The sequence below is a fragment of the Curtobacterium sp. MCBA15_013 genome (genome assembly GCF_001865095.1).
Lineage (GTDB): Bacteria > Actinomycetota > Actinomycetes > Actinomycetales > Microbacteriaceae > Curtobacterium.
On the sequence record NZ_MJGQ01000045.1, the window covers coordinates 116,319 to 142,424 of the forward strand.

Sequence of the window (26,106 nt, forward strand, 5' to 3'; positions counted from 1 at the left end):
TCACCTGGTCACGACTCCGTGTCGTCGACCAGCAGGTCCTCGTGGCGGTAGTCGTCCGCCCGCAGCCCCGCGCGGGCGATCATGTGCGTCGACACCGGCACGAGGAACAGCTGGAACACCATGATCGGCAGGACGACCCACAGCGCCGTCCACGTCCACACGGCGACCACGATCGCGGCGAGGGCGAACGCCAGCCCGAGCACCTGCGGCTTCGCCATCGCGTGCAGCCGGACGAGCGGGTCGGGGAACCGGACGATCCCGACGCCGGCGCCGAGCGACAGCACCGCCCCGACGAGCAGCAGCCCGACGGCGATCCACGCGCGGACCCCGGCGCCGTCGATGAACCCCTGGATGATGTCGATCACTGGGGACGCTCCTGGTCGTCGGCGTGCTCGGGCGTGGTCACGGTCAGCCCCTCGTCGGACGGATCGGAGGACGGGGTGACCGCACGGGCGACGGCGATCGTGGCGAAGACGCTCGTCGCGGCGATCACCACGAGGACGGGCACGGCGGTCAGGTCCCGCCGGATCACCATCGCGGCGCCGATCACCACGAGCGCGGTCGTCAGCACCATGTCCGAGCCGATCATCCGGTCGAGGATGGTCGGGCCGCGCACGATGCGGAGGACGGCGAGCACGAGGGTGGCCCCGAGCAGCGCGAGCACCAGGGCGATCGCGATCCCCATGACGACGACTGCGGCGCTCATCGCGTGACCTCCGGCAGGGGTTCGGACAGTTCGGAGAGGTCCTGCTTCGACCCGAGGGCCCGGATGACGAGCGTCTCGATGCCGAGGGCCTCACGGCGGGCCGCGTCGACCTGCTCGACCCGCTCGGTGTCGAGGACGTGCAGGAGCAGCCGGCGGCGTCGCAGGTCGACGTCGGCGACGTACGACCCCGGCACGAGGGAGATCGCGAGCGTCGCCAGGGTGAACGTCATCTCGGAGGTGGTGTGGAGCTGGACGAGCGTGATCGAACTCCGCCGGACCCCGCGTGGGCGGAGGGCGACCCAGGCGACCCGGAACGAGGCGAGCACGACCAGTCCCGACCACACCACCAGGAACCACGCGGCGTGCGGGATCGAGAACCGGGCGGACAGCGGCACCGGTGGCAGCGGGAGCAACTGCGTCACGAGGAGCGCGACGACGATCCCGCACAGCAGGGTCAGTGGCGTCCACGACCCCCAGAGCAGCGCCCAGAGCACGGTCAGCCCGGCGACGAGCGGGACGTCGTAGCGCCACGCGACGGCGATGCGCCGCGCGTTCGTGATCCGCCGGGTGCTGTCCGCGGTCATCGCGTCCCCCCGAGCACGGCCTGCACGTAGCGGTCCGGGGACTCGAGCGACTCCGCCGCGCGGGTCGCGTAGCCGTACAGCGGGCCGGCCACGACGGTCAGGGCGACCGACCCGAGGACGGCCACGGTCGTCACGCCGACGAGCATGCGCGGCAGCTTCACGCGCGTGGGGGCTTCGCCGACGCCGTCCTGCGTGGCCGTCGGTGCGGTCTCCGGACTGGAGGCGCGACTCGCGTGCGGTGCGTCGGTGACCGTCACCGAGCCTCCTGGGTGGAACGCCTTGCCCGTGTCCTCGGACACGGTCAGCGGCGCCGGTTCCGGCGACCGCAGGTGGGCGTGCGGCTCTGCGGTGCTCGCGTGCGGGGCAGCTGCCTCGGCCGCGGGCTTCGGACGCCAGAACGCGGCGTCCCAGACGCGCATGAGCGCGTACAGGGTCAGGAGGCTCGTCACGACACCGGCGGCGATCGTCGCGTAGGCGAGGGGCGAGCCGTCGATCGCCGCGGCACGGAAGAGGCCGAGCTTGCCGATGAAGCCGGAGAACGGCGGGATGCCACCGAGGTTGAACGCCGGCACGAGGTAGAGCGCGGCGAGCAGCGGGGCGGCCTTGAGCAGCCCGCCGAGCGATCGGGTCGAGGTCGTCCCGCCGACGCGTTCCATCAGCCCGGAGACCAGGAAGAGCGTCGTCTGCACGACGATGTGGTGGACCGTGTAGAACACCGCGGCGGCGGTCCCGGCGACCGAACCGAGGCCGACGCCCATCACCATGAACCCGATGTGGCTGATGAGCGTGAAGGACAGCAGTCGTTTCACGTCGGTCTGCGACACCGCACCGAGCACGCCCACCACCATCGTCAGGATCGCCACGATGAGGAGCACGGTGTTGAGCTGCGGTCTCGGGAAGATGATCGTCTCGAGCCGGATGATCGCGTAGATGCCGACCTTCGTCAGCAGGCCCGCGAACACCGCCGTCACCGGTGCCGGCGCGGTCGGGTAGGAGTCCGGCAGCCAGAACGCCAGCGGGAACACGGCGGCCTTGATGCCGAACCCGATGAGCAGCATCGTGTGGAGGAGCAGCTGCACGTGCTCGGGCAGGGCAGCCATCCGCTCGCTGATCTGGGCGATGTTGACCGTGCCGGTGGCGCCGTACACGAGGCCGATCGCCGCGAGGAAGATCGCCGACGCGATGAGGCTCGTCACGATGTACGTGGTGCCCGCCCGGACGCGCTGCTCGCTGCCACCGAGGGTGATGAGCACGTAGCTCGCCACCAGCAGCATCTCGAACGCGACGTACAGGTTGAAGAGGTCCCCGGCGATGAAGGAGTCGAGCACGCCGGCGGCGAGCACGAGGTACGTCGGGTAGAAGATCGTGACCGGCGCCTCGCCGTCGTCGGCCGCGAGCCCCTGTCCGATCGAGAAGAGCAGGACGACGAGGAGCACGCTCGCGCTCACGGTGAGGAGCAGTGCGCTCAGCCGGTCGACCACGAGCGAGATGCCGTACGGGGCGTCCCAGCCGCCGACCTGCACCACGATCGTGCCGTGCTGGTCGACGAGCACCATGAGGGTCGCGGCGACGGCCAGGGCGACGACGAGCACCACGACGGTGATCGCGCGCTGCAGCTTCTGGTGGTTGAGGAGTCCGAGCGCGACCGCGGCGCCGAGCAGCGGGACGAGGACGAGGAGCGGGACGAGCCAGGTCATCGGGTCGCCTCCTGTTCTGCGTCGGTGGTGGTCTCGGGGTCTTCGTCCGCGGGTTCGTCGCGTTCCCGACCGATCGCGACGTCGGCCTCGTCGACCTCGACCTCGTCGGCGCGGGAGAGCTTCCACGAGCGGTGGATGAGGGCCAACAGGAACGCGCTCACGGCGAAGGTGATGACGATCGCGGTCAGGGCGAACGCCTGGGGGAGCGGGTCCGTGATGCCCTCGGAGGTCTTGCCGATCGGCGGGTTGCCGGCAGCACCGGACATCACGAGGAGCAGCAGGTTGAGGGCGTTCCCGAGCAGGAGGAAGCCGAGCAGCATCCGGGTCAGGGAGCGTTCGAGGAGCAGGTAGACCCCGCAGGAGAACAGCACCGCCATCGCGATGACGAGCACGAGGGTGACGGTCACGTGGCGCTCCCTTCCGGGGTGGGGGCTTCGGTCATGTCCTGCACGGGCGTCGAGGCGTCCTCGAGCCGCTGCCGGTCGACCTCGGCGCCGAGGCTGCGGAGGACGTCGAGCACGAGGCCGACGACCACGAGGTACACGCCGATGTCGAAGAACGTGGCGGTGACGAACTCGACGTGGCCGAGCACCGGGACGGTGGCCTCGAAGAACTCGGAGTACAGGGCTTCCCTGCCGAAGAACATCGGCACGAGGGCGGTGATCGCGGCCGTGGCGACGCCGAGCCCGAGCAGGCGTCCGGCCCGGACCGGGGCCGCAGCGCCGAGCTCGGCCGGGCCACCCGCGAGGTACCGGGCCGCGAGGGCGATGCCCGCGACGAGACCACCGGCGAACCCGCCGCCCGCCGCGTTGTGCCCGGCGAAGAGCAGGTAGACCGACAGGACGATCAGGCCGTGGAACAGCAGGCGGACGACGACGTCGAGCAGCGCCGAACGGCCGGTCGGGATCGCGGCGCTCGTCGGCAGCCAGGCGCGGGGCTCGCCGTCCGTGCGCTCGTCGCGGTCGGCGGTCAGCCGGGCCGGCAGGTCGCGGAGGCGGGGGAGCGTGTCCTCGCGGGAGTTCACGAAGATCAGGCTCGCGACGCCCGTCGCGGCGGCGACCACGACGGTCAGCTCGCCGAGGGTGTCCCAGCCTCGGAGGTCGACGAGGGCCACGTTCACGACGTTCAGGCCGTGCCCGAACGAGCTCGTCAACGCCGGCAGGTCCGGCCAGAGCGGCTCGGCCGTGCGGGCCGACGCGGCGACGACGACCACGATCGCGAGGGTCAGCCCGGCGAGGCCCGCGAAGAGCGCCCGCACGACCCGGAAGCGGGACGGGTTCGCGGTGGCGATCCGCGGGGGGAGCCGGCGCAGCACGAGCACGAACGCGATGAGCGTCACCGTCTCGACCACGAGCTGGGTCAGGGCGAGGTCGACCGCTCCGTGCAGCACGAACAGGACGGACATGCCGTACCCGGTCACGCCGACCAGCACCGCCGCGGCGAACCGGGTCTTGGCGGTGAGGACGGCGATCGCGGCGATCGACATGACGAGGACGACGGGGATCTGTCCCCACGAGTCGGCGAACCGGACGTGGAACGCCCACGGTCCGCCGATGACCAGGTTGACGAGCGCCCCGGCGACGAACACGGACAGGATGACGGTCAGGTAGTAGGGGAGCGAACCGCGCTGGACCCCGGCGGTGAGGCCCGTGGCCACCCGGTCGAGCCCGCGCATGAGGTGTCGGTAGGTGCTCGACGCGCTGGGGGAACCCGCGAGGCGGTGCTGGAGCGCCTCGACCGGGCGGCGCAGGGCGAACAGCGCGAGACCGCCGACGAGCGTCACCGCGGAGAGGCCGAGCGCCGGCTCGAGACCGTGCCAGAGCGCGAGGTGCGGGACCTCGCCGGGGAGGGCGGCGGCGTGCGCGGCCGGCTCGATGCCGTGCGCCACGAGGGGCGTCGCGAGGCCGAGCGCGAGACCCGTGAGCGCGAGGACCGACGGGACGACGCCGAGGCCGTGCAGGCCGTGCGGTTCGGTGTCGGGCACGCCGGGCTTCCGGGCGAAGGCGCCCCACAGGAACCGCAGCGAGTAGGCCACGGTGAGCACCGAGCCGATCGTCACGCCGACGAGCGCGAACCACGCCCACCCGGCGTCGGGGCCGTGCAGCGAGTCGATGAAGCCGGTGAGCACGGCCTCCTTCGCGACGAAGCCGATCGTCGGCGGGATGCCCGCCATCGACAGCAGTGCGAGGACGGCCACGACGGTGAGCCAGGGCATCCGGCGTCCGAGACCGCTCAGGCGCGCGAGGTCGCGGGTGCCCGTGACGTGGTCGATCGCCCCGACCACGAGGAACAGGGTCGACTTGAACGCCGCGTGGGCCACCAGCAGCGCCACCCCGCCGAGGGCGACCTCGGGCGCACCCCACCCGGCCGCGAGCACGAGGAACCCGAGCTGGGCGACCGTGCCGTAGGCGAGCAGGAGCTTGATGTCGGTCTGCCGGAGCGCTCGGTACCCACCGATGAGCATGCCGAGCACCCCGAGCACGGTGATGGTCTCGCGCCACCCGCCGAGGAGCGCGAACGCGGGGGCGAGCCGGGCGACGAGGTAGATGCCGGCCTTGACCATCGCCGCGGCGTGGAGGTACGCGCTGACCGGGGTCGGGGCGGCCATCGCGGCGGGGAGCCAGAAGTGGAACGGCACGATGGCGGACTTCGTCAGCGCGCCGAGCAGGACGAGCACGACCGACACCGAGACGATCGTCCCCGACGGAGGGTCCTGGACGATCCCGGAGAGCGACGTCGTCCCGGCGGTCACCGACAGCACCACGAGACCGGCGAGCATCGCCAGACCACCGGCGGTGGTGACCACGAGCGCCTGCATCGCCGCCGCGCGACTGGCACGCTTCACCGAGTCGTGGCCGATCAGCAGGTATGAGAAGACCGTCGTCGCCTCCCAGAGGACGAACAGCACGATGACGTCGTCGGCGACCACGAGCCCGTACATCGACCCGGCGAAGGCGGTGAGGACCCCGGCGAACCGACCGAGTCCGGGTTCGTCCGGCCCGAAGTACGTGGCGCAGTACACGAGCACGAGGGCGCCGACCACGCCCACCACGAGGGCGAGGACCCACGAGAGGGCGTCCATCCGCAGGGCGATCGCGAGGTCGAGCTGCGGCACCCACCCGAACCGCTCCGTGACCGCGCCGTGCAACGCCGGACCGGTCTGCGCGACGGTCAGGACCGCGGCTGCTGCCGGTGCGAGGGCGGCCACGTAGAAGACGCGGCGGCCGAGGACGGGGGTCAGGGCGGGGACGATCAGGGCGACGATCGCGAACGCGACGAGGACGATGACCATCGGGCACCTCCTCGGGGTCGGGCTGCAGTCCGGCTCACTGGGCCCTCACAGCCTACGGAGAGGGGGATGTGGAGTTCCTGAGTGGGCGGACAGGGAGGCCGATCGAGGATCAGGCTTCCAGCACCACTCTGCCCGTCGAAGCACCGACCTGTCCGGCCCAGGCCGCCTCGACCTCCGCCATGCGCACCGCCGTCGCGTCCACCCGGATCGTGCCGTCGGCGATCGCCGCCACGATCCCCGGGAGCTCCGCGACGAACGCCGCCCGACCGACGGAACCCTGGCCGCTCCCGACGATGGTCAGGCCGGACGCACGGAGCGCTGCGGAGGGGATCCGCGCCTCCTGGCCCGCCGTGGAGCCGATCGCCACCCAGTCGAGCCGGCGTCCGCGCTCCTGTCGCGCCGTGACGAGTGCGCGCATGACGTCCGCGGCGGGCTGGCCCCACACGTAGTCGATCACGACGTCGACGTCCGCGGCTGCCGCACCGACGGCGTCGACGTCGTCGAGCGGGACCACGACGTCCGCGCCGAGTGCCGGCAGCGCTCCGAGTCGGGTCACGTCCCGTCCGCTCGCGACGACGTGCTCGGCGCCGAGGTGCTTCGCGACCTGCACCGCCGCGGAGCCGGAGGCGCCCGTCGCGCCGAGTACGAGGACACGGCTGCCGGGCGCGAAGTCGATGCGGCGTCGGAGCGCGACCCACGAGGACATCACGGGGTTCGCGCCGGCGGCGACCGCCACCGGGTCGGCACCCTCGGGCAGGACGACGCTCGCCCGCGGGTCCACGGCGACCCGTTCGGCCATCGTGCCGCGGGTGTCGCTCGCGACGGCGAAGTAGCGGAGCGTCCCGTCCGGGAACCGCCCGACTGCGTCGACGCCCGGGACGAGGGGGAGCGCCCCCTCGCTGGTGTAGTGCGACCCGTCGGCCTGGGACCGCGCCCGTGGGTGCAGTCCGGCGGCGACGACGTCGACGACCACCTCGTCGGCGGTGGGGACGGGGTCGGTGAACTCCTGCCAGACCGGGGATCGGCCGAACTCGGTGACGACGGCTGCGTGCATGACTGCCTCCTAAAAGGTTCGTGTTACGAACAAAGTAGTTCGTAACACGAAGTGAGTCAAGTAGGCTCGCGGTATGCAGGAGATGACGGAGGACGAGCGGCTCGTCGACGCCCTCGGCGAGAGTGCGTTCCGGACGATGGGTGCCCTGACCGGCATCGCGGCGGACGCCGGGCTGTCGCTGACGCAGCTGCGGGTCCTCGCGATCCTGCGTGACCGGCGGATGCGGATCGGTGACCTGGCGCAGTACCTCGGCCTCGAGAAGTCGACGATGACCGGGCTGGTGGCGCGCGCGTCGGCCAAGGGGCTGCTCGGGCGGGTGCCGAACGCCGAGGACGCCCGGGCGGTGGACGTCGTCATCACCGATGCCGGGCTCGACGTCGCCCGATCGCTCGAGGCGGCGATCCGGGAGTCGCTGCTGCCCCTGACCACCCGGTTGTCCGTGGGGGAGCGGGGGGAGCTGCGGGTGTTGCTGGAGCGGATGCTGCGCTGAGTCTTCGAATATGAAATGCTTGCGTGTGATATTTCGACAAGGTAGCATGGTTCCGCACCCACCTCCGGTGCGCGAACGAGAGGCAGCCCGATGCGCAGCATGGAACGAATCTTCCGCGACACCATCGCAGTGAAGGAGCGAGTGCTCCAGGATCGAACGCTGCTCGACGCGGCCGATGCAGTGGCGGACGCCATGATCGCCACCTACCGCAGCGGCGGCCGCGTCTACTTCTGTGGCAACGGTGGCAGCGCCGCCGACGCGCAGCACTTCGCGGCCGAACTGAGCGGTCACTTCATCTTCGACCGACCGCCCCTCGCAGCCGAAGCGCTGCACGGCAACGCCTCTCACATGACCGCGGTCGCCAACGACTACGACTACGAGAGCGTCTTCGCCCGGGCGCTGACCGGCTCCGCACGTCGAGGCGACCTGCTGGTGGCCATCAGCACCTCGGGTGACTCCGCGAGCATCGTCCGCGCAGCCGAGGCCGCACGGGTCCACGGGGTCTCCGTCGTCGCCATGACCGGTGCCGGTGGCGGCGCACTCGCAGCCCTGGCCGACATCGCGCTCCGCATCCCGTCGAACGAGACCGGCCGGATCCAGGAGTCGCACATCGTCTTCGTCCACGCGATCTCGGAGCGTGTCGAGCACGTGCTCTTCGCCGACGAGTACAAGCTCCCCGCCGAGCGCCCCTGCGCCTTCGAGTCCGCCGATGTGGCCGCTCTTCCTCGACCGTGACGGCGTGGTCAACCGGCGGATCGCCGGTGACTACGTCCGGAGCGTCGAGGAGTTCGAGTTCCTCCCGGGGGCGCTCGACGCGCTCGTGTCCCTCGCGTCCTGGGCACCTCGGATCGTCATCGTCACGAACCAGCAGGGCGTCGGGCGCGGGATCATGTCGGCCCGTGCCGTCGACGAGGTGCATGCCGAGATGACCGCTCGGGTCGCCGCCGCGGGTGGGCGCATCGACGACGTGCTCGTCTGCCCGCACCTCGCCGGTACCTGCCGGTGCCGCAAGCCGCTCCCCGGGATGCCGCTCGGCTGGCTTGCCGACCACCCTGAGGTGGACCCCAGCCGGTCGACCATGGTCGGTGACTCCGACTCCGACATCGCGATGGGACGAGCCCTCGCACACCATACCGGCGGGTGCCGTACCGTCCGCATCGGGGTCGGGGACCCCATGGCAGACCAGTCCTTCCCCTCCCTCGCCGCGTTCGCCGCGTCGATCGCCTGACACCCGCCCGAACGGAGACCAGCCATGCACACCATCCGCAGTCGCGCACCCCTCCGCCTCGGTCTCGGCGGTGGCGGCACCGATGTGTCGCCCTACTCCGAGGACTTCGGCGGGCGTGTCCTCAGCGTCACCATCGACCGCTACGCCTACGCGACGGTCTCCCCGGCAGCGTCCGGTGTCGAGTTCCACTCGCCGGATCGACAGTGCACCGGCCGTGCCGCGCACGCGGACCTCGACGCGCTGCTCTCCGACTTCGGGCTCCACGTCGCCGTGTACCGCCGCATGGTCCGCGACCACAACGGCGGCCACGACGTCGCGCTTCGCCTCGCCACCGAGGTCGATGCGCCACCGGGGTCCGGGCTCGGGTCGTCCTCGGCGCTCGTCGTCGCGATGGTGCAGGCGATGGCAGAGTTCCTCGGCGTGAGCCTCGGCCAGTACGAACTCGCCCGCACGGCCTGGGAGATCGAGCGCGTGGACCTGGGGCTCGCCGGCGGTTGGCAAGACCAGTACAGCGCAGTGTTCGGCGGTTTCAACTACATGGAGGCCGACCGTGAGCGCGTCGTGGTGAACCCCTTGCGGATCCCGCGTGAGGTGCACGCGGAGCTCGAGGCGTCGCTCCTTCTGTACTTCGGTGGAGTGTCCCGAGACTCCGCCGTGGTCATCGAGCAACAGCAGGGGAACGTCGTCGCCGGTCGCGAAGACGCCCTCGCCGCGACCCACACCGTCCGGGCCGAGGCTCAGCGGATGAAGAACGCGCTCCTCGTCGGCGATGTCCCGGAGTTCGCCGCGAGCCTGAACGACGGCTGGCTCGCGAAGAAGCGGACGGCGGCGAGCATCAGCAACGCCGCCATCGAGCGAGCCCACGAGGTCGCCTCACGGCACGGGATGATCGCCGGCAAGGTCTCGGGAGCCGGAGGAGGTGGCTTCATGATGCTCGTCGTCGATCCGGAACGCCGGCTCGAGGTGGCTCGTGCGCTCGAATCAGAGTGCGGCGGCACCGTGACGGGAGCCCACGTGACACACCACGGCGTCGAGTCGTGGCCCGTCACGAAGGCGGTGCGCTGATGCAGGTGGTGGTGCTCGCCGGGGGCCTCGGGACCCGGCTCCGCGGAGTGATCCCGGACAGCACCCCGAAACCGATGGCGACCGTTGCCGGTCGGCCGTTCCTCGAGTGGCTGCTCGAGGACTGTGCGCGAGCGGGCGCGACCGAGTTCGTCCTGCTCGTCGGGCACCACGCGGACGTCATCCGTGACCACTTCGGCTCCGCGTTCGCCGGCGTCCCGGTCCGGTACTCGACGGAGACCGGCCCTCGGGGGACCGGCGGAGCGGTCCGGGACGCCCTCCCCCTGCTCCGCGATCGCTTCGTCGTGATGAACGGCGACACGTATGGTGCCGCCGAACTCCCGATGCTCGTCGCCGCCCTTGACGACGCCGACTTCGCGATGACCCTCGCCACCGTCCCCGACGTCGGGCGTTTCGGCGGGGTCGACACGGACGGCGCGCGCGTCGTGGCGCTCCGCGAGAAGGGATCGACGGGGCGGGGGCGGATCAACGCGGGTGTCTACGGCATGCGCAAGCGGTTCGTCGAGACGTTCCCGGCCGACCCGTTCGTCTCGTTCGAGCGCGACGTGATGGAGGTCAGGATCCCGGAACTCCGGCCGCCCTTCGTCGTCGGGGGTGCGACCTTCTTCGACATCGGGGTCCCGGACGACCTGCGCGCGGCCGACGCCTGGTTCCGCGAGCGCTGACGGACGAACGGGCCGTGGGACAGCGCCCTCAGCGCCCGTGCGCCCGCGCCGGGATCTGGGTGGCCAACTTGCCGCCGGACACGTCCAGCAGCGTCCCCGTGATGTACCCGGCGGCGTCGCTCGCCACGAACACGAGCAGGTCGGCCACGTCGTCGGCCGTCTCCCACCGACGGAGCGACAGGGTGTCGAGCAGGCGGTCCTGTGCCTCGGCGGGCATCGTCGCGAAGCCGTTCATCGCCGTCGGCACCATCCCCGGGGCGTACGCGTTCACGGTGATGTCCCACGGGCCGAGCTCCGATGCGAGCACCCGGGTGAACGCGACGACCGCCGACTTCGACGCGGCGTAGGCAGCGCTCCCGACACTCGGTACGATCGCCGCGAACGACGCCGCGTTGATGATCCGTCCGCGCCCGGCGGCCTGCATCACGGGTGCCACGGCCTGGCTCATCAGGAAGGTCCCGCCGAGGTTCACGTCCATGCAGCGGCGCCAGTCGTCCCACTGCAGGTCGGCGACGACACCCTCGACGTTGATGCCGGCGTTGTTCACGAGCACGTCGATCGTGCCGTGCCGGGCGACGACCTCGTCCACGGCGGCGCGGACGGAGTCGGGGTCGGCGACGTTGCAGCGCACCCGGTCGACCGGCAGCGCGGCGCCGGCGGCGGCCTCGTCCCCGGAGGCGGGCGCGTCCGCGGCAGCGGGTTCGTCGAACGCCAGGTCGAGCGCGACGACCCGGCACCCCTCAGCGTGGAACCGCGCGGCGATCGTGGCACCGATGCCGCGCGCGGCTCCGGTCACGACGACCACGCGGTCGGTCAGGTCGAGGTGCATCGTCGCTCCCGTCGTCGGTGCGGCCGTGGTCCGGTCGCAGCAATAGGCATACTATTCCCCCATGAACGACGCACGCGTGCTCTGGATCACCGGCGGCGGCAGCGGCATGGGAGCGGCGAGCGCTCGTGCGGCCGCCCGCGACGGCTGGACGGTGGTGCTCAGCGGACGCCGGGCGGACCGGCTCGCCGCGGTCGCGACCGAGATCCGCGACGACGGTGGGACGGCGGACGTGCTGCCCCTCGACGCGAACGACCCGGAGGCCGTCGCCGCGGCCCGCGACACCCTGCTCGCGCAGTACGGGCGGCTCGACGGACTCGTCCTCGCCGCCGGGCTCAACAGCCCCCAGCGTCGGTGGGACGACCAGTCGCTGTTGGACTTCCGCGCCATCGTCGACACCAACCTCACCGCCGTCGTCACGGTCGTCGACGCTGCGCTGCCCGCGATGCGCGAGTCCGGCGGGATCGTCGTGGTCGTGTCGTCGTACGCGGGCTGGTCGTTCCAACCCGGGGCCGGGGTCGCCTACTCGGCGTCGAAGACCGCGCTCGGCTCCGTCGTCCGGACGCTCAACCAGCAGGAGGCCGGGCACGGCGTCCGAGCGACCCACCTGTGCCCGGGTGACGTCGCCACCGACTTCCTCGACCAGCGCCCCTCGGTGCCGGACGCGGCCGCACGCGTGGTCATGCTCCAGCCGGAGGACATCGCCCGCTCGGTCTCGTTCGTGCTCGAGGCCCCGTCGCACATGCGCGTCGACGAGCTCGTGGTCAGCCCGGTCTCACAGCGGTGATCTTCGACCGGGTGCTCGACGGGCTCGGCGCCGCGATCGTCGACGGATCGCTGCCGACGGGGCACCGCGACAGCATCGACCGGTTCGTCACCCGCACGGGCTCGAGCCGCAGCATCGTCCGCGAGGCCGTCCGCGTCCTCGTCGGCCTCGGCCTCCTCAGCGCCGGTCGTCGCGTCGGGCTCCGGGTCCTGCCCGCGTCGGAGTGGGACGTCCTCGACCCGCGCGTCATCGGCTGGCGGCTCGCCGGTCCGGAACGTGGGGTCGTCCTCGGGGAGTTGCGCGCGCTGCGCCGCGCGGTCGAGCCGGTGGCCGCTGCGGCAGCCGCCGGGCGCGCGTCCGACGCGTCGCACCGTGCCGACCTGGAGGCGCTGCTCGCCGCCGCCGACCGCCTCGCCGCCGCCACGGGTCCGGACGACGCGGCCACGTTCCTCCAGGCAGACCGCGAGGTCCACCGACTGGTGCTGGAGCTGTCCGGGAACGCGATGTACAGACGGCTGCACCGCGTGGTCGCGCGCGCACTCGACGAACGTGCGGGCATCCGCCCCGACGCGCACGACGTGGGCCTCCACGCGGCCGTCGCGCGCGCGGTCGCAAGCGGCGACGAGAGCGGTGCATCTCGCGCCATGCAACAGATCGTCGACCGAGCGTGAGCGTCAGCGAACCACGCGCCAGCTGTCCGTGCACCGGGTGAAGTAGTCGCTCTGTACGGTTTCGAGTGACGGGCCTTCGCCGTCGATGACGGCCTCGATCGCACGTTCGTACGCGGCGGCGTCTCCGTCCGTCGCGACGAGACCGGGGTGCCCGGCACCGAACAGCCCGCGGAGGAAGTCGGTGTCTTCGCCGACCGTCGACGTCCCCATCTCGACGGCTCGCAGGGAGACGCCGGACTGGAAGTACTGCCGGTACGTCAGCAGGTGCACCCACGAGCGGCCCAGGAGGTGCTCGAGCTCGTGCTCCGCGACGAACCGGTTCTCGACGGTCCAGCCCTCGATCTCCGGCCAGCCTCTCCCGACGATCGTCGTCTCCCACCCCCGCGCTCGGAGCCGCGGACCGAGAGCGGCGAGCAATTCGACGTTCCGGGCCGGCTTGTACTGACCGGCGACGAGGATCGACGGACGGGCTGTCTTGTCGACGTGGCGTCGCGTGCTCAGCATCGGGTGCAGGACACTCTCGATCCGGTGGTGCGGAAGTGCCTGGCGCGCGATGGCGAACGCGTGGTCGTTGGAGACGAGGACGGTCGGGCGGTGCTCCGCGGGGGCGGCGGCTGCCCAGCGACGTGAGCGCTCGGAGTGTCCGTACTGGCGTCGGAGCGGAGCCGGGTCGTGCAGCATGACGTAGCGAGGGCCGTTCGGCGACGACCAGAGCCGCGTCTCGAGGAGACCGAGGCTCGGCCACGCCTGGAGGACCGGTCGCCGCTCGGCGCGCTGGCGCCGGAGGTTGTGGACCGCGTTCGCCAACATCCGCGCCTTGCCGAGGGCTCCGGGGAAGCCCTCGACCGGACGAGACCAGTGGGCCTGGGTCGCTGAGCCCCCGCCGCTCGCGAAGACGTCGTGGAGCTGTCGCTGGTAGTGGTGCTGCACGACCGGGATCGGGTCGGAGAACAGGAGGTCGATCACCGCGCACCTCGGGCGTACTGGACCTGCTCGAACGCGAGGACGTCTGCGATCGTCGTCTCGAGGCCGATCTCCGGACGCCAGGCCGTGTGCGACCGGATCTTCGACGTGTCACGGAAGATGATCGCCTCGTCCGACGGGCGGAGGAGGAGCGGGTCGACCTCCGTCGGCAGGCGACGTCCGGCCGCACGGAAGTACATCTCCAGTACCTCCGAGATGCGGTAGGCGCGGTCTGCACAGATGTTGTACACCTCGCCGGGGTGGCCGGTCAGCGAGAGGTCACGGAGCGCCCGGACCATGTCGCGCACATCGATGATCGCGCGCTGGGTCTCGAGGTTGCCGTGGCGGACGGGTGTCCCCTCGTGCAGCGCTCGGACGACTGCACGGCCGAAGTCCGAGACCACGTCGTTGCGCTTCCGGGTGCCCGTGCAGTTGAAGATGCGCGCACGGACGGCTCGGATGCCGTGGTTCGCGTGGTACTGGTACGCGAGGAGGTCTTGGCTGACCTTGCTGACGCCGTAGGGGTGCAGCGGGAGCAACGGGGTCTCCTCGGTCACCGGGACGTTCGCGGGTGTGAGGCTCGCCCCGTACTCCGCCGACGAGCACGCCACCACGACGGTCGGGTCGTACTCGGGATCCAGACGGCGGACGTCGAGGACCGCTTCGAACACGTTGATCGTGCCCTCGGAGTTGACCCGCATCGTGGTCCACGGGTCCGTCCACGACACCGTTGGCAGGCTCTGCGCAGCGAGGTGGTGGATGACGGAGGGCCGGTGCGCCGCGATGGACCCCGTCACGGCATCGCGATCGAGGACGTCGAGTTCCCGGAACCGCACGGAGGGGTCGACGGTCGAGAGGTCGATGGTCGGGTGGAGCGAGGTCGCGACCACGTCGTCCCCGGCACTCATGAGGAGTTCGGCGAGGTGGGAACCCATCATGCCGCCGGCTCCGGTGATCAACACAGTCATCTCTGCTCCTTCGTTCCGTTCCAGTGTATTGTATATCAGTAGATATGTCATCAGCCGGTATCGCGACAGGGAGACGAAGTGATGGTCGACAAGGAACCGCGGGTCCGAACCACTCGGGCCGCGAGCATGCGGATCGTCCCGGAGCTCCGGGCCGCGCACATCGAGCGACACCGACTCGGGACCCCTGCCGAGCTGCTCTACCTCGACACGAACTACGACCTCGCGGGCACGCCGCTCGTCGCGGGCATCCGACGCGTCACGATGCCGGGCGCGCTGCGGCGGTTCCTGCGCACGGGCGCCACCACGCTCGAGGTCCCCGAGCCGTACTGGATGCGCTTCTGGCCGAAGCACCTCGGGCTCGTGCTCGGCTTCAAGGCCGCGGGCGTGCTCCGGCGCCGCCGGCACCGTGTCGTCACCTACGCGATGGAGAACAACGCCCTCGCGACCCTGGTCGGCGGGCGGCGTCGGGTCCCCGGGTGGGCCGTCCGGGCCGTCGCACTCCTCATCGGCGGTGTCGCGCGCCTCACCCTGGACCGCATCTGCTTCGCGAGCGACGCCGCCCGGGTCGCGTACGCACGACTCCCGTTCCTGTCGGGGGTCGACCAGCGCACGATGCTCGAACTCCCGCGGGCGAACGACACGTCTGTGCCTGCCGAGCCGCTCTCGTGCGTGTTCCTCGGGGTGCTCGAGGAACGCAAGGGGCTGCGCGGGCTGACGATGGCGTGGAGTGCCGTCGAGGAGGCGCTCCCGGACGCGCGGCTCTCGATCGTCGGCCCCGGGCCGCTGCAGGCCGAGCTCGAGGCGTGGGCAGCGCGCCGTCCGGACAGCCGGACGGTGCTCGGACGGTTGCCCCACGGCGAGGCCGGCGCGCTGCTCGCGTCGAGTTCCGTGCTGGTGGCCCCGTCCGTGCCCGACGGTCGGTGGATCGAGCAGATCGGCCTCCCGATCAAGGAGGCGCTCGCCGCCGGGCTGACGGTGGTCACGACGGACCAGACCGGTCTGGCGCCCTGGCTCGTCGCACACGGGCACGAGGTCGTCGACGTCGACCCGTCCGGGCTCCCGGAGCGGCTCGCAACGGCGCTCGTCCGGGCGCTGCGGAACCCGCTCGATCGTGACGAGGTCCGCGCCGCCCTCCCGGACCGTGACGGACGACTCGTGGCCGACGCGTGGTTGCACGAGCCCGTCGTGGGCACTTCGTCGGCAGCCGGTGCACCCGAGGCCGACGGGTAGGGTCGATCCGCGGCCGAACTCCGACCGCGCCGCACCGCGGATCGTGTTCGAAGGAGAGCACATGTCGTTCACCGATCTCGTCTCCGACCCCGGCGCCGTCGAGCGCATCGCGACGGGCAGCACCTGGGCCGAGGGGCCGTGTTGGATCCCCGCGAGCCGGACCCTGCGGTGGTCGGACATCCCGGGCGACCGGATCCTGCAGTGGCACGCCGACTCCGGTGAGACGTCGGTGTACGCCGAGGGGGTCGAGTTCACGAACGGCCGCACCCTCGACCGTGACGGCAGCGTCGTGCAGTGCTCGCACGGGAACCGACGGGTCGAGCGCGACCGGGACGGGGTCGTCACACCGATCGTGGACGCGTGGAACGGCGTCCGGCTGAACTCCCCGAACGACGTCGTCGTCGCGCGGGACGGCAGCGTGTGGTTCACCGACCCGGCGTACGGCATCACCCAGCCGCGCGAGGGGCACCCGGGCGAGCGGGAGTACGGCGACCACTGGGTGTTCCGCTGCGGTCCGGGGGGTGCGGACCTGCGGCCGGTCGCCACCGACCTCGACGAACCGAACGGGTTGGCGTTCGACCCGACCGAGCAGGTGCTCTACGTCGCGAGCTCGTCCGGCGACGATCCGGTCATCCGGGCGTACGACCGACGCGGCGACCGGGGCGACCTGCTCAAGAACGGTCGGGTGTTCGCACGGTTGGAGCCCGGCGAGGGCGCCCCGGACGGTATCCGCGTCGACGTGCACGGCAACGTGTGGTCCTCGTCGCACCGGGGCGTGGTCGTGTTCGACCCGGACGGGACCCGGCTCGGCGAGATCGTGGTTCCCGAGGTCACCGCGAACCTGTGCTTCGGCGGTGACGACGGCACGACGCTGTTCCTCGCCGCGACGACGTCCGTGTACCGGATCGCGACCACGACCCGGGACGCCGCCGCCGAGTAACCCGCTCTTCCATCACCTGGAACTGCAATGTAGAATATCATTGCAGTCATCAGGTGAACGAGGGAGCGGGTATGTCCAAGCGTGTGGCGATCATCGGGACGCGCGGGTACCCGTCCTACTACGGCGGGTTCGAGACGGCCGTGCGGCACATCGCACCGCATCTGGCCGACGCCGGCTGGGACGTCACGGTCTACGGCCGTCCCGGACAGGAACGGGTGGACGACCCGTCGCTCGACCACCGGGTGACCCGGCGCACGACCCGTGGCCTCGAGTCGCGGTCGCTCTCGACCCTCACGTACGGCCTGACCGCCGTCCTCGACACGATCCGACGACGGCCGGACGTCGCGCTCGTGATGAACTGCGCGAACGGGTACTGGCTCCCGCTCCTGCGGCTCGCCGGCATCCCCACCGTGGTCAACGTCGACGGGATCGAGTGGGAGCGCGCGAAGTGGGGGCGGCTCGCCAAGGCGGTGTTCAAGACCGGCGCCCGGGCCACCGCACGGTTCGCCGATCGGCTCGTCTTCGACGCCGATGCCATCGGGGACTACTGGCGTCGCGAGTTCGGCCGCTCCGGCGTGATGATCCCCTACGGCGGCACGGAGTCCGACGTCCTGCCGCTGCACCCCGACGACGCGCACCTCGCCGGGCGACCGTTCGCCCTCGTGGTGGCGCGGTTCGTGCCGGAGAACACGGTGGCCGAGTTCCTCGTCGCCGCGGAGCGCATCGCCGAGCGCCACCCGGTCGTCATCGTCGGGTCGACGGGCTACGGCGGGGAGCTCGACACTGCCGCGCAGGACCTCGCCGACCGGACCCCGAGCGTGACCTGGCTCGGCCACGTGTCCGACGACGACCGGCTCTTCGCGCTGTGGCAGCACGCCGGTGCGTACTTCCACGGGCACAGCGTCGGCGGGACGAACCCGGCACTCGTGCAGGCGATGCACTGCGGGGCGCCCACCGTGGCCCGCGATACCGTGTACAACCGCGAGGTCCTCGCCGGCACCGGCGTCCGGTTCGTCCAGCCCGACCCCGGCGCGATCGCCGACGCCGTCCTCGACCTGCTCGCCGACCCCGTCGAGCAGGAGCTGCTCCGGGGCTGCGTGCGTGACCGGGCCCGCTCGGCGTACACGTGGTCGGGCGTCTGCGGCGCGTACGAGCACGCCCTCGAGCAGCAGACCCGCGGCGTCACCGTCCGGAAGGCGGCCGCTGCCGTATCCTGACTCGGCCATGCAGTGCGACTACTTCGACCGCGGGGTGTGCCGTTCGTGCACGCTCATGGGGCAGCCGTACGCCGAGCAGGTCCTCGACAAGGAACTCCGCACGCGCGAACTCCTGCACGACGCGGTCGAGGCCGCCGGGGGTCCGGGCTCGGTCGAGTGGCTGCCCGCGATCACCAGCCCCGAGTCCGCGTACCGCAACAAGGCGAAGATGGTGGTCGGCGGGACCGTCCAGCACCCGACGGTCGGCATCCTCGACCACCGGCAGCGCGGGGTGGACCTGCGGCACTGCGGCATCTGCACGCCCGGGATCCAGCACGCGCTCCCGATCCTCGCCGGGTTCATCGCGGACGCCGGGCTCATCCCGTACGACGTCGCCTCCCGCCGGGGCGAGCTGAAGTTCGTGCTCGTGACGGAGTCGCCGGACGGGGAACTCATGGTGCGGTTCGTCCTGCGCTCCGAGGGACAGCTGGCGCGCCTCCGGCAGCACCTCGACGCGCTCCACCGGGTGCTGCCGAACGCCGTCGTCGTCACCGTGAACCTGCTCCCGGAGCACAAGGCCGTCACCGAGGGGGAGCGGGAGATCGTGCTCACCGAGCGGGAGACGCTCTCGATGCGACTCGGTGACGTCACGATGCACCTCCGCCCGCAGAGCTTCTTCCAGACGAACACGCACGTGGCCACCGAGCTGTACGCCCAGGCCTCGGCGTGGATCGACGAGGTGGCGCCGGCGTCGATGTGGGACCTCTACTGCGGCGTCGGCGGCTTCGCCCTGCACGCCGCCCGCCCCGGTCGCGCGCTGACGGGCATCGAGACCAGCCGCGAAGCCGTGCGGTCGGCGGGACAGTCGGCGCGCGAGGCCGGCCTCGAGGGCGTCCGCTTCGCCGCGGACGACGCGACCGAGCACGCGCTCCGTGCCCGATCCGACACGGTCCCCGAGCTCGTCGTCGTCAACCCGCCGCGGCGCGGGATCGGCGAGACGCTGTCGACCTGGCTCGAGGAGTCGGACGTCCGGCACGTCGTCTACTCGAGCTGCAACCCGGTGACCCTGGCGAAGGACCTCGCGCGGATGCCGTCGCTGCGCCTGCGGCGCGCGCGGGTGCTCGACATGTTCCCGCAGACCGGCCACCTGGAAGCGGTGACGCTGCTGTCCCGAGGGTGACCGACCGGCGGACGGGAGGCGCGGGTCGGCGCCGCCACGTACCTCCTGGCCGTCATTGCCAGGGAATTGCCAAGGTGACGTACCCGGGTCCGCCGCGATGACCATGCCCATGGGGATCCACGCGTACAGGTTCCATCCCGTGAGACATAGCACCAACGGGTAGAACCGTTTGTCTCGGTTTGATAACGGTGAAGAGTTTCCTATGGTGGCCGACCGAGGCGCCACCGGCACGAGACCACTGCCCCCGGTGGCGCACCCCACGACACGACCGCGATCGGTCGGGACGGGCAGTGGCGATCGGCTCTCGATCCGTGGTCCCGGTGGAGCAATCAACCATGAAGAAGCTTTCTCGTACCCGCACCATCGTCGGTGGCCTCGCCTTCGCAGGCATCGCCGCGACGGGTGTCGGCCTCGCGGCGGCGCCCGCGAACGCAGCATCCGGCTCGACCTGGGACGCCCTCGCGCAGTGCGAGTCCGGCGGCAACTGGGCGATCAACACCGGCAACGGCTACTACGGCGGCCTCCAGTTCAACCTCGGCACCTGGCAGGCGAACGGCGGCACGGGCAACCCGGCCTCCGCGAGCCGTGCGACCCAGATCGCCGTCGCCGAGCGTGTCCTCGCCTCGCAGGGCTGGGGCGCATGGCCGGCCTGCTCCGCCCAGCTCGGGCTGAGCGGCACGACCGGCGCCGCCCCGCAGGCCGCCGCTCCGGCTCCGGCTCCCGCCGCCCCGACCCAGCAGGCTGCCCCGCAGCAGCAGGCGCCGGTGCAGCAGGCCGCCCCGCAGCAGGCCGCGCCGTCGACCCCTGCCCCCGCGACCGAGGCGGCTCCGGCTGCCCCGAGCAAGCCCGCGGCCGTCAAGACGAGCGGCAAGACCTACACGGTCGTGTCGGGCGAGACCCTCGACAGCATCGCGACGAAGCTGCACATCGACGGCGGCTGGAACAAGCTCTGGGCCGCGAACACGTCGACCATCGACGACGCGAACCTGATCTACGCCGGCCAGGAGCTCCAGCTCCCCGCCTGATCGTTCCTCCGATCGACAGGACGCCCGGTGACCGTGTGGTCACCGGGCGTCCTGCTGTGTCGGGCTACTGCGGGTTGTCGGCCAGCCACCCGGCGACGTCGTTCGACCGGAGCGCCTGGGACAGCGACTGCACTGCGATGGTGTTCACCGCGACGTAGGACTGTCCGTCCGCCGAGGTCCCGCCGCCCGCGGTCGGCATCGTGAACGTCCGCAGGTCCGACGGCCGGACGTCACGCAGGGACCAGCCGAGGTCGACCATCGTGCCGGCGGTGAGGCCGGCGTCCACCGACAGGTACTCGCTCGTCGCCCGGACGAAGTCCTGCACGCGCCCGGGGTTCGTGAGGGTGTCGCGCGAGAGGAGTCCGTCGACGATCCCGCGCATGAACGCCTGCTGGTTCCGGACGCGGGTGTGGTCGGCGTCGGCGAAGGCGTACCGCTCGCGGACGAACGCCAGGGCCGCGTCGCCGTCGAGGTGGTTCGCGCCGGCGGTGAACTCGTGCCCGCGGGCCGAGAACGCCGTCCGTGACTGCACCGTCACCCCGCCGAGCGCGTCGGTCATGCCCGAGAAGCCGGCGAAGTCGATCTCGGCGACGTGGTCGATGCGCACGTCGAGCAGGCGTTCGACCGTCTGGACCGTCAGCGGGACCCCGCCCCAGGAGTACGCCGCGTTGATCTTCGCGGTGCCGTGGCCGGGGACCTCGACCCACGAGTCGCGCATGATCGACATGAGGTACACGGCCCGCTTGTCGGCCGGGACGTGGGCGAGCATCAGGGTGTCCGACCGACCGCCGGCAGCGCTGTCGCCGTCGGGGTCGGCACCCTGGCGGGAGTCCGATCCGATGAGCAGGATGTTCTGCGCGCCCTCGGTCGGAGCGGGGCGCGCGCCGGTCGGGAACGGGTCGGCGAGGACGTCGGCGTCGTAGCTGCGGACGAGGCCGGCGATGAAGAGGCCGGCGACGACGGCGAGCACCGTGGCGACGGCGACGAGCGAGCCGGCGGTGCCGAGGACGGCGACGAGGAACGGGCGCTTCCGGCGGCGTCGGCGCCGCTTCCGGCCGTTGCTGCCCCGGCTCCCGCTCCGGCTCGAGCCGCTGCTGTGGGGCCTGCGGGCGCTCGATCCGCTCCGGGGTGCCCGCGGTGCGGGGGCGTCGGTGCCCGCCTCGGTGCCGGCGTCGGCGGCGGCGATCGATGCTGCCTGCGCTGCCGCCTCGGCCAGTTCGGCCGCATCGGCTGCTTCGGCTCGTTCGGCGGCCTGACGGGCTGCTCGGCGCTCGGACATCGGGTCTCCTGCGGGTCGGGTCGGTCGTGCTACCGACTCCGCGAGTCTACCGTATGTGGTATATCAACCGCTAGGTGTTCGGTTCGGCCGGTGCTTCTCGAGCAGCAGGGTGAGGGCGCCCCGCAGTGCGGCGTCGTCCGGCAGGACGTCACGCTCGATGTGCCGGGCGGTCTCCCACGCCTCGCGCCCGTGCTCCGTCACGGTGACGATCCGCCGTCGCCGGTCGTCCGGGTGTGGCGAGCGTTCGACGAGGCCGTCGCGCTCCATGCGCTCGAGCGTGCGGGACATCGTCTGCGGCTGCACGCGTGCCGTCCGGGCCAGGGTGTCCGCGCCGGTCGGGCCGGTCCGCACGAGGATGTCGATCGCGATGAGCGCCGCGTGCGGGAGGCCGATCGCTCGCAGACGCTCGTCCCAGTCCCGTTCGATCGCCCGGGCAGCGGCGGAGAGGAGACGCCCCAGCGGCCATGCGTCGGGGGTGTCGTCCATGACCCGAGTCTACGGATCCCGTTCCTTCGACCTCTCTAGTAATCAGCATGCTGACGATTGGAGTACGCTCACGGACGTGTCCCGCTTCCTCCGCATCGTCCTCCCCGCGCTCGTCATCGTGGTCTGGCTCGCGATCGCCTCCGTCGGCGGTCCCTTCTTCGGCAAGATCTCCGAGGTGTCCACGAACGACCAGACGTCGTTCCTGCCGGCATCGGCGGACGCCACCAAGGTGCAGGAACGCGCGTCCGAGTTCCGGCAGGCGTCGGGCGCCCCGGCGATCATCGTGCTCGAGCGCGACGGCGGCCTGACGGCTGCGGACCAGCGCGCCGCGACCACCCTGGCCCAGCGGCTCGGGGACCGCGACGACGTGCAGGGCGTCAGCCCGGTGATCCCGAGCGAGGACAGCGACGCGGTCGAGATCGTCGCCACGCTGACCCAGAGCGCGGACACCGGTGACGCCGTCGAGGCCGTCCGCGCCGACGTCGAGGATGCTCTGCCGTCGGGGGTGCAGGGCTACGTCACGGGTCCGGCGGGCTTCACCGCCGACCTCACCGAGGCCTTCGCGGGCATCGACGGGCTGCTGCTCGGTGTGGCGCTCGCCGCGGTCTTCGTGATCCTCATCATCGTCTACCGCTCACCGCTCCTGCCGATCCTCGTGCTCGGTACCGCGACGTTCGCCCTGTGCGCGTCGATCCTCGTCGTGTGGTGGCTCGCCAAGGCCGACATCGTGACCGTGAACGGCCAGGTGCAGGGGATCCTGTCGATCCTCGTCATCGGCGCCGCGACCGACTACGCGCTCCTCTACACCGCACGCTTCCGCGAGGCACTGCGCGACCACCGCACCGGGTGGGACGCGACGAAGGCCGCCCTGCGGGGGAGCCTCGAGCCGATCCTCGCCTCGGGCGGGACCGTGATCGTCGGCGTGCTCTGCCTGCTGCTCTCCGACCTCAACTCGAACAAGGCACTCGGTCCCGTCGCGGCCATCGGCATCGCGTTCAGCCTCCTCGCCGCGCTCACCCTGCTGCCCGCGCTCCTGCTGGCGTTCCGGCGCGCGGCGTTCTGGCCGCTCCGCCCGAAGTACGGCAGCGCGCACCCCGTCCTCACCGGGCCCGACGCCCGCGGGCTCTGGGCACGGGTGGGCCGGCTCGTGGCGCGCCGCTCCCGGATCGTCTGGATCGTGTGCACCGTCGGGCTCCTCGCGATGGGCACCGGCCTCGTCGGACTCAAGGCCGACGGGGTCCCGCAGAGCGACCTGGTCATCGGGAGCTCGCAGGCGCGCGACGGTCAGGACGTGCTCGCCGACCACTTCCCGGGCGGGTCCGGCAGCCCGGCACAGGTCATCGGCGCCGCGTCGAGGACCGACGAGCTCGCCGCCGCGATCACCGGTGTGGACGGCGTGGACAGCGTCGTGGCGGCCGCGAAGGACGCGCCGTCCGGCACCGTCCCCGTGACGACGAGCGGCAACCCGGGTGGCGCCGCCGGTGGGACCCCGACCGTCTCCCGCGGCGACGTCCTGCTCGAGGCCACCCTGTCCGACCCGGCCGACTCCGACGCCGCCGAGCAGACCGTGCGTGCCCTCCGCACGGCGGTCGAGCGGGTGGACCCCGGCGCGATCGTCGGTGGCGCGACCGCGACCGCCGTCGACACGAACGACACCGGCATCCGGGACCGCACGCTGATCATCCCCGTGGTGCTCGCGGTCATCCTGCTCATCCTGATGCTGCTGCTCCGGAGCATCGTGGCGCCGCTCGTGCTCATCGGCAGCGTCATCGTGTCCTTCGCCGCGGCGCTCGGCGTCGGTGCCCTCGTGTTCGACCACGTGTTCCACTTCCCCGGGGCCGACCCGAGCGTCCCGCTGTACTCGTTCGTGTTCCTCGTGGCGCTCGGCGTGGACTACAACATCTTCCTCATGACCCGGGTGCGCGAGGAGGCCCTGCAGCACGGTCCGCACGAGGGCGTCCTGCGCGGGCTCGGGGTCACGGGCGGCGTGATCACCTCGGCCGGGGTCGTCCTCGCGGCGACGTTCGCGGCGCTCGGCGTGATCCCGATCCTGTTCCTCGTGCAGATCGCGTTCGTGGTCGCCTTCGGCGTGCTGCTCGACACGATCGTGGTCCGCTCGCTGCTCGTCCCGGCGCTGGCGTACGACCTCGGGCGCCGGGCCTGGTGGCCGTCGCGCCTGTCGCGTCCGGCCCATCACATGTGACACGCTGGGCGCATGCCAGTTCCTTCGACGCAGCCCGCCGCCGAGCGGAAGCTCCTCCGTGACACCGTGCAGGACAAGATCCGGGACGCGATCATGGACGGCACCCTGGAGCCGGGCGAACGGCTCAACGACGACGACCTCATCGCCTGGCTCGGTGTCTCCCGCACCCCCATCCGTGAAGCCCTCGCCGAGCTCGCCCGCGCTGGACTCATCGAGATGGCGCCGAACCGGTACACCCGCGTCGCCGCCCCGACGAAGGACGAGCTCCTCGACGCCTACCGCACGCTCGGCGTGATCTACGGCGGTGTCGCCCGCCTCGCGACGCCGCGCTTCACGGACGCGCAGCGCAAGAAGGTCGTGAAGACCCTCGACGACGTCACGGCGCAGGTCGAGGCCCGGCACCAGGGCGAGGTCGCCCAGCACGGCGCGGACATCTACGCGATGTGGGCCGACCACTGCGGCAACCCGTCGCTCGAGCAGCTCTGCAAGGCGACGACGGACGGGCTCGCGTTCAAGCTGCGGGTGCCGGAGCTGGCCGAGCTGGTGCCGGCCGAGGTCGTGCTGCCGGAGCTCGAGAAGCTCAAGGCCGCCGTCGTCGCGAAGGACCCGATTGCCGCCGAGCTCGCCATGGAGGCGATCCACCTGCTGCCGTCGCGCGACTGACGCGACGAGCGCGACCGGCGCGACGAGCGCGACTGACGCGACGAGCGCGTCCGGCGCGACCACCTGACGGCCAGGAGGCGCGGTGCGGGCCCGCACCGTCCCTCCCGTCCGTCAGTGCGCGACCGCGCTGATCATGCCGAGGCCGACGCTGATGCGGTCGGCCACCTCGATGAGGTCCTCGGCGAGCGACGCGGTGTCGCGGTCCCGCAGCTGCGTCACCCGCCCGGAGATCGACAGCGCCGCGACGATGCGCCCCGACGCGTTCCGGATCGGTGCCGCGATGCAGAACCGGCCGAGCGCGACCTCTTGGTTCTCGACGCACCAGCCGCGCTTCGCGGAGGCCTCGAGGTCCGCCGTCAGCGCGTCGTGCGACGTGATCGTGTGGTCGGTGTAGCGCGCGAGGTCCGCGCCGAGCAGGGCCTCCCGCTCGGCCTGTGACAGGTCGAGCATGAGCGCCTTGCCGAGCGCCGAGGCGTGCAGCGGCTGCCGCATGCCGATCATGGTGTGCGACTTCGGGGCGAGCGAGCCCTCGAAGTGGCAGAGGTAGATGCAGGCCGCGTCGTCCTGCACCCCGACGTTCGCGGTGAGGCCGATGCGGTGCGCGAGCTCCTGCGCGGCGGCCCGGCTCTCGCGGTGGACGGGGTTGTGGTTGAGCCCCTGGCTGGCGAGCTCGAGGACGGCCCGCCCGACGGAGTACCCCTGCGACTCGGGGTCGCGTCGCACGTACTCGAGCGACTCGAGCGTGGCGAGGAGCCGCCCGGTCGTCGACGTGCCGAGGCCGATCGCCCGTGCGATGTCGGAGGCGCGCATCGCCCCGTCGGCGGCACCGAGCGCGCCGAGGACCGCCGCGGCGCGCTCGATGCTCTGGTTCGGAGGGGTGGTGGCCATCCGCCCATTCTGTCCCGTGGAGT

The 26,106-nt window shown here is 71.8% G+C and carries 27 protein-coding genes; 14 read left to right on the top strand and 13 right to left on the bottom strand.

Annotated features, from left to right (window positions below):
• Positions 1-8: 8 nt before the first annotated feature.
• The 7 genes from mnhG to BIV01_RS14465 all read right to left on the bottom strand — a co-directional run bounded on the left by mnhG (position 9) and on the right by BIV01_RS14465 (position 7,333).
• Positions 9-365 carry a monovalent cation/H(+) antiporter subunit G gene (mnhG, locus tag BIV01_RS14435; RefSeq protein ID WP_070417261.1) on the bottom strand — a complete coding sequence of 119 codons (357 nt, stop codon included), beginning with the start codon at positions 363-365 and terminating at the stop codon, positions 9-11.
• Positions 362-706: a hypothetical protein gene (locus tag BIV01_RS14440; RefSeq protein WP_070417260.1), complete on the bottom strand. Its 345-nt coding sequence runs from the start codon at positions 704-706 to the stop codon at positions 362-364. Before BIV01_RS14440 ends, mnhG begins: the two co-directional genes overlap by 4 nt.
• The gene (locus BIV01_RS14445; RefSeq protein ID WP_070417259.1) at positions 703-1,290 is read right to left on the bottom strand and encodes a Na+/H+ antiporter subunit E; all 588 of its coding nucleotides are present in this window, start codon (positions 1,288-1,290) and stop codon (positions 703-705) included. Before BIV01_RS14445 ends, BIV01_RS14440 begins: the two co-directional genes overlap by 4 nt.
• Entirely contained in the window at positions 1,287-2,987 is a 1,701-nt protein-coding gene (locus BIV01_RS14450) for a Na+/H+ antiporter subunit D (protein ID WP_070417258.1), read from the bottom strand. The genes BIV01_RS14445 and BIV01_RS14450 overlap by 4 nt, the downstream gene beginning before the upstream one ends.
• Positions 2,984-3,394 carry a Na(+)/H(+) antiporter subunit C gene (locus tag BIV01_RS14455; protein ID WP_071303302.1) on the bottom strand — a complete coding sequence of 137 codons (411 nt, stop codon included), beginning with the start codon at positions 3,392-3,394 and terminating at the stop codon, positions 2,984-2,986. Before BIV01_RS14455 ends, BIV01_RS14450 begins: the two co-directional genes overlap by 4 nt.
• On the bottom strand, positions 3,391-6,279 hold the full coding sequence (locus tag BIV01_RS14460) for a Na+/H+ antiporter subunit A (protein WP_071303303.1): 2,889 nt from the start codon (positions 6,277-6,279) through the stop codon (positions 3,391-3,393). The genes BIV01_RS14455 and BIV01_RS14460 overlap by 4 nt, the downstream gene beginning before the upstream one ends.
• A gap of 109 nt (positions 6,280-6,388) precedes the next feature.
• Positions 6,389-7,333, bottom strand: a complete 945-nt coding sequence (locus BIV01_RS14465; RefSeq protein WP_071303304.1) for a quinone oxidoreductase family protein — start codon at positions 7,331-7,333, stop codon at positions 6,389-6,391.
• Between the two features lie 73 nt (positions 7,334-7,406).
• Between BIV01_RS14465 and BIV01_RS14470 the strand changes: the two genes are divergently transcribed.
• The 5 genes from BIV01_RS14470 to BIV01_RS14490 all read left to right on the top strand — a co-directional run bounded on the left by BIV01_RS14470 (position 7,407) and on the right by BIV01_RS14490 (position 10,799).
• A complete protein-coding gene (locus BIV01_RS14470) occupies positions 7,407-7,823 on the top strand; it encodes a MarR family winged helix-turn-helix transcriptional regulator (RefSeq protein WP_071296432.1) in 417 nt (138 codons plus the stop codon).
• A gap of 99 nt (positions 7,824-7,922) precedes the next feature.
• The gene (locus BIV01_RS14475; protein WP_083403493.1) at positions 7,923-8,558 is read left to right on the top strand and encodes an SIS domain-containing protein; all 636 of its coding nucleotides are present in this window, start codon (positions 7,923-7,925) and stop codon (positions 8,556-8,558) included.
• Positions 8,533-9,051, top strand: a complete 519-nt coding sequence (locus tag BIV01_RS14480; RefSeq protein ID WP_071296431.1) for a D-glycero-alpha-D-manno-heptose-1,7-bisphosphate 7-phosphatase — start codon at positions 8,533-8,535, stop codon at positions 9,049-9,051. Before BIV01_RS14475 ends, BIV01_RS14480 begins: the two co-directional genes overlap by 26 nt.
• Positions 9,052-9,075: 24 nt before the next feature.
• On the top strand, positions 9,076-10,116 hold the full coding sequence (locus BIV01_RS14485; RefSeq protein WP_071303305.1) for a GHMP family kinase ATP-binding protein: 1,041 nt from the start codon (positions 9,076-9,078) through the stop codon (positions 10,114-10,116).
• Positions 10,089-10,799 (top strand): sugar phosphate nucleotidyltransferase, encoded by a 711-nt coding sequence (locus BIV01_RS14490; protein ID WP_139199417.1) that lies wholly within the window; start codon positions 10,089-10,091, stop codon positions 10,797-10,799. The genes BIV01_RS14485 and BIV01_RS14490 overlap by 28 nt, the downstream gene beginning before the upstream one ends.
• A 28-nt stretch (positions 10,800-10,827) precedes the next feature.
• Here the strand turns inward: BIV01_RS14490 and BIV01_RS14495 are convergent, their stop codons facing one another.
• Positions 10,828-11,628, bottom strand: coding sequence for an SDR family NAD(P)-dependent oxidoreductase (locus tag BIV01_RS14495; RefSeq protein WP_071303306.1), 801 nt, complete (start codon positions 11,626-11,628; stop codon positions 10,828-10,830).
• A gap of 61 nt (positions 11,629-11,689) precedes the next feature.
• Between BIV01_RS14495 and BIV01_RS14500 the strand changes: the two genes are divergently transcribed.
• Together BIV01_RS14500 and BIV01_RS14505 are read left to right on the top strand one after the other, a co-directional pair.
• Positions 11,690-12,412: an SDR family oxidoreductase gene (locus BIV01_RS14500; protein WP_071303307.1), complete on the top strand. Its 723-nt coding sequence runs from the start codon at positions 11,690-11,692 to the stop codon at positions 12,410-12,412.
• Positions 12,409-13,062, top strand: a complete 654-nt coding sequence (locus tag BIV01_RS14505) for a FadR/GntR family transcriptional regulator (RefSeq protein WP_083414060.1) — start codon at positions 12,409-12,411, stop codon at positions 13,060-13,062. The genes BIV01_RS14500 and BIV01_RS14505 overlap by 4 nt, the downstream gene beginning before the upstream one ends.
• Positions 13,063-13,065: 3 nt before the next feature.
• Here BIV01_RS14505 and BIV01_RS14510 read toward each other — a convergent pair whose 3' ends face one another.
• Together BIV01_RS14510 and BIV01_RS14515 are read right to left on the bottom strand one after the other, a co-directional pair.
• On the bottom strand, positions 13,066-14,028 hold the full coding sequence (locus tag BIV01_RS14510; protein WP_071303308.1) for a glycosyltransferase: 963 nt from the start codon (positions 14,026-14,028) through the stop codon (positions 13,066-13,068).
• Positions 14,025-14,993, bottom strand: a complete 969-nt coding sequence (locus BIV01_RS14515; RefSeq protein ID WP_071303309.1) for a GDP-mannose 4,6-dehydratase — start codon at positions 14,991-14,993, stop codon at positions 14,025-14,027. Before BIV01_RS14515 ends, BIV01_RS14510 begins: the two co-directional genes overlap by 4 nt.
• 126 nt (positions 14,994-15,119) lie before the next feature.
• On the opposite strand from BIV01_RS14515, the gene BIV01_RS14520 reads away from it, so the two are divergent.
• From BIV01_RS14520 to BIV01_RS20370, 5 genes are all read left to right on the top strand, one after another.
• On the top strand, positions 15,120-16,223 hold the full coding sequence (locus BIV01_RS14520) for a glycosyltransferase family 4 protein (protein WP_175473742.1): 1,104 nt from the start codon (positions 15,120-15,122) through the stop codon (positions 16,221-16,223).
• Positions 16,224-16,284: 61 nt separating this feature from the next.
• Positions 16,285-17,163, top strand: a complete 879-nt coding sequence (locus BIV01_RS14525; RefSeq protein ID WP_071303311.1) for an SMP-30/gluconolactonase/LRE family protein — start codon at positions 16,285-16,287, stop codon at positions 17,161-17,163.
• Positions 17,164-17,234: 71 nt separating this feature from the next.
• Positions 17,235-18,380, top strand: a complete 1,146-nt coding sequence (locus tag BIV01_RS14530) for a glycosyltransferase (protein ID WP_071303312.1) — start codon at positions 17,235-17,237, stop codon at positions 18,378-18,380.
• A 7-nt stretch (positions 18,381-18,387) separates the two neighbouring features.
• The gene (gene rlmC, locus BIV01_RS14535) at positions 18,388-19,539 is read left to right on the top strand and encodes a 23S rRNA (uracil(747)-C(5))-methyltransferase RlmC (RefSeq protein ID WP_071303313.1); all 1,152 of its coding nucleotides are present in this window, start codon (positions 18,388-18,390) and stop codon (positions 19,537-19,539) included.
• 335 nt (positions 19,540-19,874) lie between these two features.
• Positions 19,875-20,564, top strand: coding sequence for a LysM peptidoglycan-binding domain-containing protein (locus BIV01_RS20370; protein WP_071303314.1), 690 nt, complete (start codon positions 19,875-19,877; stop codon positions 20,562-20,564).
• Positions 20,565-20,628: 64 nt separating this feature from the next.
• Here BIV01_RS20370 and BIV01_RS14545 read toward each other — a convergent pair whose 3' ends face one another.
• The gene (locus BIV01_RS14545; RefSeq protein ID WP_083414061.1) at positions 20,629-21,843 is read right to left on the bottom strand and encodes an LCP family protein; all 1,215 of its coding nucleotides are present in this window, start codon (positions 21,841-21,843) and stop codon (positions 20,629-20,631) included.
• A 63-nt stretch (positions 21,844-21,906) separates the two neighbouring features.
• A complete protein-coding gene (locus tag BIV01_RS14550) occupies positions 21,907-22,329 on the bottom strand; it encodes a MarR family winged helix-turn-helix transcriptional regulator (protein WP_070417245.1) in 423 nt (140 codons plus the stop codon).
• A 76-nt stretch (positions 22,330-22,405) separates the two neighbouring features.
• On the opposite strand from BIV01_RS14550, the gene BIV01_RS14555 reads away from it, so the two are divergent.
• Complete coding sequence (locus BIV01_RS14555; RefSeq protein WP_071303315.1) at positions 22,406-24,532, top strand: MMPL family transporter; 2,127 nt, start codon at positions 22,406-22,408, stop codon at positions 24,530-24,532.
• Positions 24,533-24,544: 12 nt separating this feature from the next.
• Positions 24,545-25,195 (top strand): GntR family transcriptional regulator, encoded by a 651-nt coding sequence (locus tag BIV01_RS14560; protein WP_083295114.1) that lies wholly within the window; start codon positions 24,545-24,547, stop codon positions 25,193-25,195.
• Between the two features lie 111 nt (positions 25,196-25,306).
• Here BIV01_RS14560 and BIV01_RS14565 read toward each other — a convergent pair whose 3' ends face one another.
• Positions 25,307-26,083: an IclR family transcriptional regulator gene (locus tag BIV01_RS14565; RefSeq protein WP_070417242.1), complete on the bottom strand. Its 777-nt coding sequence runs from the start codon at positions 26,081-26,083 to the stop codon at positions 25,307-25,309.
• Between the last annotated feature and the right edge of the window lie 23 nt (positions 26,084-26,106).